Here is a 13,386-nt window from a genome sequence, read left to right on the forward strand (position 1 = left end):
CCTACGCCTGTAACATGGCTCGAATTCCGCCCAGCTCGACCTGATATGTCGCGTCGAGCTCACGATTTCGATCTCTATCCACTTTGGGCACGTTGTAGCGCATAAGCACTTCATCAGTGATATCAATAAGGTGCGCGCAGGCACAGATGCTCCACAACTTTTCTTCCAGCTCTTTAGCCCGGTGAATCGCATAGACGCTTACATAGTTTATTTCAGACTGCAGCATTTCCAAATCCGGTTTACCGGTGGTGGCCAGCATAATATGTAGTGCGATAAACTGGCCTCGGTTCATTGCCTCAGTAATAAAGTTAAGGCGGTTTTCATCATTAATAAAGCGGCTGTCTAAACGTGGGATAATAGCCATCCTGCTTTCTTTTTGAGAGGGATCATAGGCTATAAATAATTCCTCTCTTAACACATTGTTATCCGCTTTAACCTGTTTAATACCCCGTTGGACAAAAGCATCAGTCATTTTTCTATCTCTAAACATAAATTCTACGTTTAGATTTCCCTTTTCTGAAAAATGGGTAGCAAGGCGGTTCAGATTATTGTCAAATTCGCTAATAATTCCGCCCTGGGGAACATAACGAGTATTTTCTTTGGCGAGCACAAAAGCCATGGACGGCACATTGCGCGCGTTAATACAGCGGAGCGCATGGCCAATTCCGGGAATTTCTTCTTCTTCCGGATAGGTTTTCAGCGAAGAGCGATTTTGTTTAATGAGATCATCAAAAAAGGCTCTGGCGCTTTTACCTTCCTCACCTTCCATCGCTTTTAAATGAAGGATATTACGCTCCACGTTGTGATGAATAACGCGATATTTCAGCTCCATCACATTATGTGTGCGGGTGATTTCCTGCAACTTAGGGAAAGCCACCTCTACCTGAGTGTCCAGTTCGCCAAGAAACTCCTGAGCTAATTCTATCCGTAATCCATGTACCGAAATATCTTCGCTAACGCCACTCAACGCCGGCGCTGCACCGTTTCTTTTTACAACAATATTTGACCGTAGCAGATAGCGAGTCTCCAGACGTTTATCCTGAAAACAGACACGATGCACTTTTATCTCTGCAGGAATACGGTTTTTGGCGTGGCCGAACGCACGCAAATGCGGTAGATTGTTTCGGCTAAATTTTTGGCTCGAATATTGTCTCTGACCGCTTTCTGAAGTGATATCAGTAATATGAACGATATGGCGTAGATTTTTTAGCTTTGCCATTAAACGCGCTGATGGTGGGTGATTCTGTCGCTTAATTTTAACACCTACACTGTCAGGTATAGACAGGGGAACATGAGCTTGATCCGGTGACATATCAGCCATTTGAAGCTTATACACTCGCCAGCTTGCTTTACGCGATCCAAAACCAAGGAACAAACTTTTCAGCTCCTCTTTTTGCTCAAGCTCCTGCGCGGATGCAGAGTAAAAATAAATCTTTTCATTCTGTAGGTGGGTAAAGCTGTAAACATAGGTGACCCGAGCCGTTGTTGATTGTTCGGCTAACCATGACAAGCGTGTGGGATTGATCAGGTAACCGAGGCGCAAATCCTCATTTTCGTCGTTCCAATATGCCAATATCTCGCGGTTTACCTCGTTTGTCATGGCGTAACGAGGAATCAGACCTTGTTCAGTTGTATCCACAAAAACGGGCAGAGAAGGGCTACGAGGAGAAAAATATTGTTCAAGCATCTTATTTCTGATGGCGTCGATGGTATTGGATATGTTGACTTTATATCGACGCTTATTGCCATGGATAAAATTTTCAAGAAACTGATCAAATGCGGCATTAGGAAATTCTTTTGCCCGGCGCAGCATCAGGTGCTGCGCGTCGGGTAAGCGCGAGATCTTCATAACGTGATAAGCAATGCCGTGTCGCTTATCCATCGCGAATTCATCTTCCAGCCCTCGAAAATACACCGACAGCTTTTCGCCAGGCTTAAACAGCGCTTCTTTACCGACTTTTATCTTCATCCCTTCGATGGAGATATCGACGCTGTTGCCACGAATGCTGACACGATTTTCGTTAAAAACTTCAACGGCTACAGCAAAATTCATTCGCTCGTGCTCGCGAATGGAATAAGAAAACAAATTGACTACAGGTACATTGTAGCCGTTAAGCGCTCTGCCAGTGACGTCTTCTTCAGCTTTGCGCTGCGCTTGAGCCGCCTCTGCTGCAGCTTTGTCGCGCATGACACGAAAGTTATTTTCCGTTTCCAATACAGCTTCGTATACGCCGAAACAAAAATGGCCAAAAATACGCAATTGCTGCTCGAAAACTTCAATGGCAATATCGTCAAGATAGTGGGGAATGCCAGCATGCTCATAAAGGCGACACTCACCATCAACCTGACCACGAAGGTCGATGGAACGCATACAGGGGCGAGCCAGCCGTTTAAGTTCCATTTTAATCAAAAAGCGTTTTTCACGGGGAATATCTCGAGTCAACTGCACCAACACCTGATTAAACTCAGGTTCGTTAATCATTGATTTTAACTGCTTTATGATTTCGCTGTACTGCTGCAGATCCTGACTCATGGGCTTGTATTACAACTTTTGTTATTATATGAAGAGGGTAAACTGATATCGGCAGTTAAGGCAATATCTGGATAAGAATTGCTTTTGCGATCTGTTTCTAAGCTCAGCATGCGAGACCCCAGTTATCGGTGTAGAATACCTCTAATCATTTGTGGTGAAAATATTTTTATGGCAAAACGCAAAACCGCTTACGTGTGTACAGAGTGTGGTGCAGAGTTTCCGCGCTGGCAAGGTCAGTGCAGTGAATGTAAAGCCTGGAATACCATTTCTGAGTTTGTGGTAAGTCCAGCCTCCGCAGCAAAGGCAGCCCATTCAGGCTACGCAGGGCAGACACAGGCAAAAATAGAGCCGTTAAATACCATTGATTTAGCCGCACTTCCGCGTTTTTCTTCTGGTTTTAAAGAGCTCGACAGAGTGTTAGGGGGTGGAATTGTACCTGGTTCCGCTTTGCTGATAGGCGGTTCCCCAGGTGCAGGTAAAAGTACTTTGCTTCTTCAGGTAATGTGCAATTTAGCGAAAAATTACACCGCTTTGTATGTTACCGGGGAGGAGTCTTTACAACAGGTGGCGATGCGGGCGAATCGCCTCGGTTTACCTGATGACAAGCTACTGATGCTTGCAGAGACAAACGTAGAAACTATTTGCCAGCTGGCATTAGAGCGAAAGCCAAAGATTATGGTAATTGACTCTATCCAGGTAATGCACATTGCTGACGTACAGTCGGCGCCCGGCAGCGTTTCTCAGGTACGGGAAAGCGCGGCCTATCTTACCCGCTTTGCAAAGCAGAATCATATCGCCATGTTTCTGGTGGGGCATGTGACAAAAGATGGCAATCTTGCTGGACCTAAAGTGCTGGAACATTGCATTGACTGCTCTATGATGTTGGAAGGCGAAAGCGACAGTCGTTATCGCACATTGCGTAGCCAGAAAAATCGCTTTGGGGCGGTGAATGAACTGGGCGTATTCGGTATGACAGAAAAAGGCCTGAAGGAAGTAAATAATCCTTCAGCTATTTTTTTAAGTCGTGGCGAAAAAGAAGCGCCAGGCTCCAGCGTAATGGTGATTTGGGAAGGCACCCGGCCGCTGTTGGTAGAGATTCAGGCGCTGGTGGATTACTCACAAATGGCTAATCCGCGGCGGGTAGCTGTCGGCACAGATGCAAACCGCCTGGCCATGCTATTGGCAGTGTTGCATCGTCATGGAAACGTGCAAATGAATGATCAGGATGTCTTCGTTAACGTGGTAGGCGGTGTAAAAGTGGCAGAAACCAGCGCTGATCTTGCTCTGCTTTTAGCCATGATTTCCAGCTTCCGCAACCGCGCACTGCCCAGAGATTTAATAGTATTTGGTGAAGTGGGTCTGGCCGGCGAAATCAGGCCTGTGCCAAATGGCTCCGAACGCATTACCGAAGCTGCCAAACACGGTTTTAAGCGTGCGATTGTACCAAAAGCCAATGCGCCCAAACAACCCATCCCCGGTTTGCAGGTTGTACCGGTTTCTCAGCTTTCTGATGCACTTGACGCTTTACCGTAAATTGCTTCAATAAACGCGTTGAGATCTTTTTCGCTCACATCTTCGTGGCGGCTGTTAAGTTGGATGAGCCTGCGTAGCGCCGCCAGGCTCTCCACATCAATATGATCAACTTTACATCCCATGATGATATCGGAACGCCGAGTGTCGGTTTGCCGATATAGTTGTTGTAAATGCGCCACAATTTCCGGGCTGTCACCGTTCGCTTGGAACGTGATGGTGTAGGGATCGTGGCTGTCGAATGGGAGCGTTTCTAAAGCTTTTTCGTCTGCACTGATCCGCAGTCCCTGGAGAGATAAATCTACAACGGTTACATTAATACTAGCTTGTTGATGGCTTAATTTTCCCGCCACACCAATTGCAACACGCTGAAACATGCGCTTGTCTGTCATGCTGATACTCTCCTAAAAATTCGCTACCATTATTAGTGCATAGAGTAGGTTCAGGTCAACAGCTGTTGTTGAGCTGGTGTAAAAAAGCCGGATAATAATCCGGCTTCAGCTATGTTTATTTGGTCATGCGTTTGTATTTGAGGCGGTGTGGCTCTACTGCAGCCTGGCCATAAGTGCCTTTCAGCCATTCTTCGTAATCAGTATAATTACCTTCGAAGAAATTAATACTCCCTTCATCACGATAATCCATAATATGCGTTGCGACGCGGTCCAAAAACCAACGGTCATGGGAAATCACCATAGCGCAACCCGGAAACTCGAGCAGTGAATTTTCCAGCGCCCGCAAGGTTTCCACGTCCAAATCATTGGTTGGCTCATCGAGTAACAGCACATTTCCACCTGCTTTTAACAGCTTCGCCAGATGTACTCGGTTACGTTCTCCGCCGGATAAATCCTTGATAAATTTTTGCTGGTCATTGCCCTTGAAGTTAAAGCGGCTACAATACGCGCGGCTGTTAATTTCAAAATTACCAATGCGGATAATGTCCTGATCGTTCGAAATTTCCTTCCATACCGTATTTTTTTCATTCATATGATCGCGGAACTGTTCAACACTGGCAATGCGAACCGTTTCGCCAATATCAATTGTGCCCGCGTCCGCTTGTTCCTGGCCTGTCAGCATACGAAACAGCGTTGATTTACCGGCACCGTTTGGACCGACAATGCCCACTATCGCGCCTTTAGGAACAGAAAATGTCATGTCGTCGATCAGTACCCGATCGCCGTAGGACTTTTTCAGCCCGCTAACGTCAATAACTTTATCGCCCAGACGCTCCCCGGGAGGAATGAAAAGTTCGTTCGTTTCATTACGCTTTTGGTAATCTGTCGTAGACATTTCCTCAAACCGAGCCATCCTCGCTTTACTTTTCGCGTGTCTGCCTTTGGGATTTGATCGCACCCATTCCAATTCCTGCTTCATTGACTTCTGGCGAGCACTTTCAGTCCGTTCTTCCTGCTGCAAACGGTTTTCTTTTTGCTCCAACCATGAAGAGTAATTACCTTCCCATGGAATGCCTTGTCCGCGGTCCAGTTCCAAAATCCAGCCCGCAACATTATCTAAAAAGTAACGGTCGTGAGTAATGGCTACCACAGTGCCCTCATAGTCGTGCAAAAAGCGTTCGAGCCACGCCACCGATTCAGCGTCGAGGTGGTTGGTAGGTTCATCCAGCAATAGCATGTCAGGCTTTTCGAGTAACAGACGACAAAGCGCTACTCTGCGGCGTTCGCCACCGGACAATTTGCTGACATCGGCATCCCAAGGAGGCAGACGTAATGCATCAGCGGCGCGCTCCAATGAGTTTTCCAGGTTGTGACCATCTTTTGCCTGGATTATTGCTTCCAGTTCGCCTTGCTCTTTTGCCAGGGCATCAAAATCGGCATCTGGATCTGCATAGGCCGCATAAACTTCGTCAATCCGTTTGAGCGCATGGGTGACATCGGCCACTGCTTCTTCAATGTTGCCGCGCACATCTTTGGTTTCATCCAGATGGGGTTCTTGCGGCAGGTAGCCGATTTTCAAACCCGGCTGAGGACGGGCTTCGCCTTCAATGTCGGTATCAATACCGGCCATAATGCGAAGCAGGGTAGATTTACCCGCACCATTGAGACCCAGCACACCAATTTTTGCACCAGGGAAAAAACTTAACGAAATGTCTTTTAAAATTTGACGATTAGGCGGGACAATTTTGCCCACCCGATGCATAGAATAAACGTATTGTGACATGCTGAATCCTTGCCCAAAGAAAGGGCTATTGTAATCGTTTTATAGCAGCGTATTCCAGTGAACCTGCGTGGATTCATCGGTAACTGATGTAAAAGTAACCAGTGGCGTGTAATAAGGCCAGTTTTTTAATGGCGGATGAGGAAGTATCTGAAAATTTACAGTAGCATAGGATTAGGATAAATTTTAGAGGATGTATCAATGACCGCATTTAACAAACGTGTTTACACCTTATCGGAGCTAGCGGCGCATGCAGGCGGTGAAGTATCAGGAAACGGCGACGCACAGATCTCAGCAGTTGGTACGCTCGCGCAATCCCAGTCACACCAGATATCCTTTTTAACCAATACCAAATACAAACCCCAGTTAGCCCGAACGAAGGCTGGCGCAGTCATTTTGCATGAAAGTATGAAGGGAGACTGTCCGGTCCCTGCACTTGTCCATAAAAATCCCCACGCCGCTTTTGCTCGTATCGCTCAGCTTTTCGATACCACGCCAGCGGTAACAACTGGCGTGGCAGATTCGGCAATTGTGGCGGCTTCAGCGGCGGTGGGTGCCAATGTTTCACTAGGGCATCATGTTATTATTGAAGACAATGTTGTGCTGGGCGACAACGTCGTAATCGGCGCAAATGCCATCATTCGTAAAGGCGCAAGAATCGGCGAAAATACGGTAATTTACCCGAGTGTGACTATCTATCACGATGTGGTTATCGGTAAACGGGTGACAATACATAGCCAGACGGTCATTGGTGCCGCAGGTTTTGGCTATGCGAATGACAGCGGGACCTGGCTACCGATTCCCCAGACCGGGTCGGTACAGATTGGTGATGACAGTCAAATCGGTGCCTTAAGCAGTATTGATCGGGGAGCTATGGAAGATACCTTGATTGGCAAAAATGTCATCATCGATAATCAGGTTCAGGTTGGGCACAATTGCATTATTGAAGACCATTCCTGCATTTGTGGCGCAACAGGGATTGCAGGGAGTGTGCATATTGGCAAACATGTCATTATCGGTGGCGGTGTGGGAATAAACGGCCATATCAGCATTTGTGATAACGTGCAGGTTACCGGCTATACCATGATTGTTCAGGATATTACTGAACCGGGTTTATATTCATCAGGTCAGCCAGCAATGAAAAACCGTGACTGGCGTAAAAACACCGTACGGCTACGTCAAATTGATACATTATTTGAGCGTGTAAAGGCGCTGGAAAAGCAATAGTCGCCGTTTGGTAAAGTGCTGCAAACGAAGTGTTACATGGCTGAGACAGACAAATCGACCATAAAGCAGTATACATGCTGTTTAAAATGACTAGAATAAGCGTTCATTTTAATGCCACCTCAAATCGCTGTAATAAGGAGCCTTCATGTTTTCTCGTGAAATGACAATTGCGGATTTCGATCCTGAATTAGCACAAGCCATTGCTAAAGAGAATGAGCGTCAAGAACATCATATTGAACTGATTGCCTCAGAAAACTACTGTAGTCCACGAGTGATGGAAGCGCAGGGCACCCAGTTAACCAACAAGTATGCCGAAGGTTATCCGGGCAAACGTTATTACGGCGGTTGTGAGAATGTCGATGTGGTTGAACAATTAGCCATCGACCGCGCTAAGCAATTGTTCGGCGCTGATTTCGCGAATGTGCAGCCTCACTCAGGTTCTCAAGCCAACGCCGCAGCTTTTATGGCGTTGCTTGAGGCGGGTGATACTGTGTTAGGCATGAGCTTGTCTGAAGGTGGTCATTTAACTCATGGCTCGCATGTTAACTTTTCTGGTAAAACCTATAATGCAGTTCAGTATGGTTTAAACGACGAAACCGGTGAAATTGATTACGATCAGGTTGCAGCGCTCGCTGAAGAGCATAAGCCTAAAATGATTATCGGCGGTTTTTCTGCGTATTCAGGCATAGTGGATTGGCAGCGGTTCCGCGAAATTGCTGATTCAGTTGGGGCTTATCTGCTGGTAGATATGGCTCATGTTGCTGGTTTGATTGCGGCTGGCGTCTATCCGAATCCTTTACCCCACGCACACGTTGTGACCACTACCACGCATAAAACGTTAGCAGGTCCTCGCAGCGGTTTGATTTTATCATCCTGCGGTGACGAAACGATTTATAAAAAACTGAACAGTTCTGTCTTTCCCGGCAATCAGGGCGGTCCGCTGTGTCATGTTATTGCTGCAAAAGCCGTGGCGTTTAAAGAAGCGCTACAGCCCGAGTTCAAAGAGTACCAGCAACAAGTGGTAAAAAATGCCAAGGCTATGGTTGCTGTTATGCAGGACCGTGGCTATAAGATTGTTTCCGGTGGTACTGAAAATCATTTGTTCCTGTTGGACCTGATTGACAAAGATATCACTGGTAAAGACGCTGATGCCGCACTGGGTCGAGCCAATATTACGGTGAATAAAAACTCTGTTCCTAACGATCCACGCTCACCTTTTGTCACTAGTGGCTTACGTATTGGTAGTCCGGCTATCACCCGTCGTGGCTTCAAAGAAGACGAAGCGAAACAAGTGGCCAACTGGATTAGCGACATACTTGATAATCTTGGCGATGAAAGTGTTGTCGATCGGGTGCGCAGTGAAGTTGTCGCGCTGTGCGAGAAGTTCCCTGTTTACGGCTAAATAGCTAATTGGCGTTGTGCACTGCTTTATAAGAACAACGCCCATCGAGGACGTGCCATGTTTTGCCCATTTTGCTCAGCTCAGGAAACGAAAGTTATCGACTCTCGCTTGGTTGCGGAAGGGCATCAGGTACGTCGTCGTCGTGAATGTGTGATGTGCCATGAGCGTTTTACCACCTTTGAAAGCGCTGAACTGGTTATGCCTCGTGTTATCAAGCGAGACGGTTCGCGCGAACCTTTCAATGAGGAGAAACTGCGAGCAGGTTTGCAGCGCGCGTTGGAAAAACGTCCGGTGAGTACCGAAAAAGTCGAGCAATGTGTGCTTTCTTTAAAGTCGAAGTTACGGGCTACTGGTGAACGTGAAGTATCGAGCCAGTTTCTGGGAAATCTGATAATGAGCGCACTGAAAGAGCTGGATAAAGTCGCGTATGTGCGGTTTGCTTCAGTTTATCGCTCGTTTGAAGATATTCGTGAATTTGGTGAAGAAATCGCCCGGTTAGGGGATTGATGCTTTCTATGAAAACTAGCGAAATTCCTCAGAATACTAACGCCGTTCAAACCGATTATTTGTGGATGGCAGAAGCCATTAAGCTCGCCCGTAAAGGACACTATACCACTTCTCCAAACCCCGCCGTTGGCTGTGTAATCATTGATAGCAATGGAAATAAATGCGGGACAGGTTTCCATCTTCGAGCGGGTACGCCGCATGCCGAGGTCCACGCGTTGCAGGAAGCCGGCGCATCAGCAAAAGGTGCCACTGCCTACGTCACACTCGAACCCTGTAGTCATTTTGGTCGCACTCCTCCCTGTGCTGAAGCCCTAATTAAGGCAGGCGTAAAGCGGGTGGTTGTGGCAATGACTGATCCTAACCCCCGTGTAAGCGGGCGGGGTATAGAGAAATTACAAGCGGCAGGTATTGAGGTGACTTCAGGTATACTTGCCGCTGAGGCGGCTACCCTCAATCGCGGTTTTATTAAAAGAATGGTGACCGGAAAGCCTTTTGTTACTGTTAAAGTAGCTGCCAGCATTGATGGTAAAATTGCATTAGCAAACGGCGTGAGCCAGTGGATAACCGGGCCGGAAGCACGTCAGGATGTGCAGCGTCACCGAGCTGCCAGTTGCGCGGTATTAACGGGTTCTGGCACCGCAAAAGCAGATAACCCGAGTTTGTTAGTCAGGCCCGGGCAAGCGGCGCTAGATCATTATCCCCTTGCCGAAATCCGCCAGCCACTACGCATCGTTGTCGATAGTAATTTATCTTTGCCGCCTGACCTGCGACTTTTTCACGACGGCTTTCCCACTATTGTTGCGACCTGTATACATGACTCAGCCAGATTATCTGATTTGGTGTTACCAAGAAAAAACCGTCACATTGATGTAAACGCGCTAATGCAGGCGCTAGGGGAACGGCAGTTAAATGAAGTTTGGGTTGAGGCGGGACCAGGACTGAGTGGCGCGTTGTTTCAGGCTGGCGAGGTCGATGAACTTATTGTTTATCAAGCGCCTAAGCTATTAGGTAGCGAAGGTAAATCTATGCTCGCCCTGCCTGCGTTCACTTCACTTGATGAAACTTTTCAAATGCAGTTGCTGGATAGTCGCCAGCTCGGCAATGATATTAAAATGACCTACCGCGTTAGGTAGCAGACAGCTTACGGTACTAAAATAGTTATGTTTACTGGAATAATACAGGCGCTGGGAAGTATCAGTCGTTTAGACAGGCGGGGCGAGAATATTCGTCTTACGGTATCTTGTGGAAAGCTGGATATGGCCGATGTTGCTTTGGGCGATAGTATAGCGACCAATGGCGTTTGCCTGACCGTAGTGGAATTTGGCAAGGATTATTACTGCGCCGATGTCTCGGCTGAGACCATCAAACATACCGCCTTTGCACAATATCAATCAGGTTCGAAGGTAAATTTAGAAAAAGCTATGCGGCCCACGGACCGTTTTGGTGGCCACATTGTTTCCGGCCATGTTGATGGTGTAGGCAATGTCAGCAACGTGATCCACCGTAACAATTATGTAGAAATCTGGGTTGAAGCCCCCAGTGATTTAGCCAAATATATTGCTCATAAAGGCAGTATCACCGTTGATGGTGTCAGCTTAACGGTGAACGATGTAAATGGCGCCGAGTTTATGCTCTGGATAATCCCTCACACGTTACAGGAAACAGTCATAGGCACGTATAAATCAGGGAGTAAAGTGAATCTTGAAGTCGACGTAATCGCGCGATATCTAGAACGTCTGATGATGGGGGACAAGGCAGCCAGACCTCAAGCCAGTTCAATAGATATGGCTTTTTTAGCAGAAAATGGTTTTTTACGAAAATGATAACAATACCCTACATAAGCAAACACTATGGCATTTAATACAACTGCAGAAATAATTGAAGACATCCGTCAGGGAAAAATGGTTATCTTGATGGATGATGAAGATCGGGAAAACGAGGGTGATTTGATCATGGCAGCAGAGCATGTGACACCCGAAGCTATAAATTTTATGGCTACCCATGCAAGAGGGCTCATTTGCCTGCCAATGACACAAGAGCGTTGTAAGCGTCTTAATTTGCCTTTAATGGTGGATAAAAACGGCGCGCAGTTTTCTACTAATTTTACCGTTTCCATTGAAGCTGCCCGTAATGTAACGACGGGAATTTCCGCAGCCGACAGAGCCACTACTATATTGGCCGCTGTGGGGGCAAACGCAAAAGCCTCGGATATAGTGCAACCCGGCCACATTTTTCCTCTCATTGCTAAAGAAGGTGGCGTCCTGAATCGTGCTGGTCATACCGAAGCGGGTGTGGATCTGGCACGCTTAGCAGGATGTGAACCTGCCGCAGCCATCGTGGAGGTGCTTAAAGACGATGGTTCTATGGCGCGCCGACCGGAATTGGAAGACTTTGCGAAAAAGCACAATTTAAAGATAGGTACTATTGCTGATTTAATTGAATATCGAAATCTTAACGAAACCACGATCGAAAAAGTGGCTCAGTGTCAGCTACCGACAGAATACGGCGAATTCGAACTACATACCTACAAAGACATTATCGATAACCAAATTCATTTTGCGCTTAAGAAAGGCGATATTTCTGAAAACGAGCCTACGCTGGTGCGTGTCCATCTTCATAATACTTTAAGCGATTTGCTCGGTTCCACCCGTTCAATAAATCGTTCAATGACGTTACCCGAAGCCATGCAGCGTATTGCTCAGGAAGGAGGCGTACTGGTGCTTCTTGGGAAAGAGGAACATCTTGAAAGTCAGGTGCGTCGTTTTGCCGCAGAGGATCGCGGTGACCAACCTGAGGGGCAAACGTGGCAAGGGTCTTCGCGCACAGTAGGCATTGGCAGTCAGATTTTAGCCACGCTGGGAGTGAAAAAGATGCGTCTATTGAGTAAGCCAATCAAATACCATGCGCTTTCCGGCTTCGGACTGGAAGTCGTCGAATATATTTATCAATAAAAGTAGTAACATCTCGGTTTACGCCGGAATAGATAAAAATCAATTCATTCAGTTTCTGTGCAGTTATGCTATACTGCGCGCCGTTTTTTCTTAAGGGTTTAGGTCATGCAGGTGATTGAAGGTAACATCAGAGCAACAGGTAAGAAGTTTGCCATTGTTGTATCACGCTTTAACAGTTTCGTGGTTGAAAGCCTGCTTGAAGGGGCGTTAGATACTCTTGAACGCCATGGTGAAGTGAGCGATGGGGATATTACGCTGGTGCGCGTACCTGGTGCTTATGAGCTTCCGGTAGCGGCGAAAAAAATAGCTGAAAAAGGGGGCTATGATGCAATTATTGCCCTTGGTGCAGTCATCCGCGGCGGAACGCCTCATTTTGATTTCGTTGCAGGAGAATGTAACAAAGGTCTGGCTCAGGTCTCTCTCGAATTCGGAATCCCGGTTTCTTTTGGGGTAATCACTACCGATTCTATTGAGCAGGCAATTGAACGCTCAGGAACTAAAGCAGGTAATAAAGGTTCTGAAGCTGCATTAGGCGCTCTGGAAATGGTCAATGTTATGTCAGCCCTCGATAACCTTTAAGGTACGATTTAAGTGAAAGTTTCAGCACGTCGTAAAGCTCGCGAACTTGCCTTGCAGGGTGTCTATTCCTGGCAAATGAGTAAAAACCCTATTGATCAAATCGAGCTGGCATTGGCTACCAGCAATGATATGCAAAAAGTAGATATGGTTTATTTTCAGTCATTGCTGCGGGGAGTCGCGAAAAATGTCAGTAAACTGGATGCCGCTATTAAGCCATATTTAGGCAGATTGCCCGAAGAGTTAGATCCAATTGAAAAAGCTATATTGCGTTTAGCTGCTTTTGAATTAACTGAACGCATGGATGTGCCCTATCGTGTAATCATTAATGAGGCTATTGAATTGGCCAAGACTTATGGCGCAGAAGAAAGCCATAAGTTTATTAATGGTTCGTTGGATAAAGCGGTGAAAACGCTGCGTCAAAATGAGCGCTGATGATCAAGGAAGGCGTTTAGTGCGTATTCTCTCATCTCATATAAATACCTGCG

General features: G+C 46.8%; 12 protein-coding genes. 9 read left to right on the top strand and 3 right to left on the bottom strand.

What is annotated here, in order from left to right; genetic code table 11:
• Nucleotide 1: 1 nt before the first annotated feature.
• Complete coding sequence (locus tag CA267_RS15760) at nucleotides 2-2,482, bottom strand: PilZ domain-containing protein (protein ID WP_232367563.1); 2,481 nt, start codon at nucleotides 2,480-2,482, stop codon at nucleotides 2-4.
• A 219-nt stretch (nucleotides 2,483-2,701) separates the two neighbouring features.
• Between CA267_RS15760 and radA the strand changes: the two genes are divergently transcribed.
• On the top strand, nucleotides 2,702-4,066 hold the full coding sequence (gene radA / locus CA267_RS15765) for a DNA repair protein RadA (RefSeq protein WP_097349221.1): 1,365 nt from the start codon (nucleotides 2,702-2,704) through the stop codon (nucleotides 4,064-4,066).
• On the opposite strand, the gene CA267_RS15770 is transcribed toward radA, so the two are convergent.
• Together CA267_RS15770 and ettA are read right to left on the bottom strand one after the other, a co-directional pair.
• Nucleotides 4,033-4,455 carry a PilZ domain-containing protein gene (locus CA267_RS15770; RefSeq protein ID WP_075610294.1) on the bottom strand — a complete coding sequence of 141 codons (423 nt, stop codon included), beginning with the start codon at nucleotides 4,453-4,455 and terminating at the stop codon, nucleotides 4,033-4,035. The two genes, radA and CA267_RS15770, sit on opposite strands and share 34 nt — an antisense overlap.
• 115 nt (nucleotides 4,456-4,570) lie before the next feature.
• A complete protein-coding gene (gene ettA / locus CA267_RS15775) occupies nucleotides 4,571-6,238 on the bottom strand; it encodes an energy-dependent translational throttle protein EttA (RefSeq protein ID WP_075610295.1) in 1,668 nt (555 codons plus the stop codon).
• A gap of 198 nt (nucleotides 6,239-6,436) precedes the next feature.
• Between ettA and lpxD the strand changes: the two genes are divergently transcribed.
• From lpxD to nusB, 8 genes are all read left to right on the top strand, one after another.
• Nucleotides 6,437-7,462 (top strand): UDP-3-O-(3-hydroxymyristoyl)glucosamine N-acyltransferase, encoded by a 1,026-nt coding sequence (gene lpxD / locus CA267_RS15780; RefSeq protein WP_075610296.1) that lies wholly within the window; start codon nucleotides 6,437-6,439, stop codon nucleotides 7,460-7,462.
• Between the two features lie 145 nt (nucleotides 7,463-7,607).
• Entirely contained in the window at nucleotides 7,608-8,864 is a 1,257-nt protein-coding gene (gene glyA, locus CA267_RS15785; protein ID WP_075610297.1) for a serine hydroxymethyltransferase, read from the top strand.
• A gap of 57 nt (nucleotides 8,865-8,921) precedes the next feature.
• Nucleotides 8,922-9,371, top strand: coding sequence for a transcriptional regulator NrdR (nrdR, locus tag CA267_RS15790; RefSeq protein ID WP_075610298.1), 450 nt, complete (start codon nucleotides 8,922-8,924; stop codon nucleotides 9,369-9,371).
• An 8-nt stretch (nucleotides 9,372-9,379) separates the two neighbouring features.
• Nucleotides 9,380-10,504, top strand: coding sequence for a bifunctional diaminohydroxyphosphoribosylaminopyrimidine deaminase/5-amino-6-(5-phosphoribosylamino)uracil reductase RibD (gene ribD / locus CA267_RS15795; protein WP_075610343.1), 1,125 nt, complete (start codon nucleotides 9,380-9,382; stop codon nucleotides 10,502-10,504).
• 27 nt (nucleotides 10,505-10,531) lie between these two features.
• Complete coding sequence (locus tag CA267_RS15800; RefSeq protein ID WP_075610299.1) at nucleotides 10,532-11,194, top strand: riboflavin synthase; 663 nt, start codon at nucleotides 10,532-10,534, stop codon at nucleotides 11,192-11,194.
• 27 nt (nucleotides 11,195-11,221) lie between these two features.
• The gene (ribBA, locus tag CA267_RS15805) at nucleotides 11,222-12,322 is read left to right on the top strand and encodes a bifunctional 3,4-dihydroxy-2-butanone-4-phosphate synthase/GTP cyclohydrolase II (protein WP_075610300.1); all 1,101 of its coding nucleotides are present in this window, start codon (nucleotides 11,222-11,224) and stop codon (nucleotides 12,320-12,322) included.
• Nucleotides 12,323-12,427: 105 nt separating this feature from the next.
• Nucleotides 12,428-12,901, top strand: a complete 474-nt coding sequence (gene ribH, locus CA267_RS15810; protein ID WP_075610301.1) for a 6,7-dimethyl-8-ribityllumazine synthase — start codon at nucleotides 12,428-12,430, stop codon at nucleotides 12,899-12,901.
• A gap of 12 nt (nucleotides 12,902-12,913) precedes the next feature.
• Nucleotides 12,914-13,333 (top strand): transcription antitermination factor NusB, encoded by a 420-nt coding sequence (gene nusB, locus CA267_RS15815; protein WP_075610302.1) that lies wholly within the window; start codon nucleotides 12,914-12,916, stop codon nucleotides 13,331-13,333.
• The last annotated feature ends 53 nt before the right edge of the window (nucleotides 13,334-13,386 follow it).

It is taken from the genome of Alteromonas pelagimontana, assembly GCF_002499975.2.
Lineage (GTDB): Bacteria > Pseudomonadota > Gammaproteobacteria > Enterobacterales > Alteromonadaceae > Alteromonas > Alteromonas pelagimontana.

Coding starts and splice junctions, on each gene's coding strand:
- CA267_RS15760 (WP_232367563.1), bottom strand. CDS start 2,482: ATGATTAACGAACCTGAGTTTAATCAGGTGTTGGTGCAGTTGACTCGA.
- radA (WP_097349221.1), top strand. CDS start 2,702: ATGGCAAAACGCAAAACCGCTTACGTGTGTACAGAGTGTGGTGCAGAG.
- CA267_RS15770 (WP_075610294.1), bottom strand. CDS start 4,455: ATGACAGACAAGCGCATGTTTCAGCGTGTTGCAATTGGTGTGGCGGGA.
- ettA (WP_075610295.1), bottom strand. CDS start 6,238: ATGTCACAATACGTTTATTCTATGCATCGGGTGGGCAAAATTGTCCCG.
- lpxD (WP_075610296.1), top strand. CDS start 6,437: ATGACCGCATTTAACAAACGTGTTTACACCTTATCGGAGCTAGCGGCG.
- glyA (WP_075610297.1), top strand. CDS start 7,608: ATGTTTTCTCGTGAAATGACAATTGCGGATTTCGATCCTGAATTAGCA.
- nrdR (WP_075610298.1), top strand. CDS start 8,922: ATGTTTTGCCCATTTTGCTCAGCTCAGGAAACGAAAGTTATCGACTCT.
- ribD (WP_075610343.1), top strand. CDS start 9,380: ATGAAAACTAGCGAAATTCCTCAGAATACTAACGCCGTTCAAACCGAT.
- CA267_RS15800 (WP_075610299.1), top strand. CDS start 10,532: ATGTTTACTGGAATAATACAGGCGCTGGGAAGTATCAGTCGTTTAGAC.
- ribBA (WP_075610300.1), top strand. CDS start 11,222: ATGGCATTTAATACAACTGCAGAAATAATTGAAGACATCCGTCAGGGA.
- ribH (WP_075610301.1), top strand. CDS start 12,428: ATGCAGGTGATTGAAGGTAACATCAGAGCAACAGGTAAGAAGTTTGCC.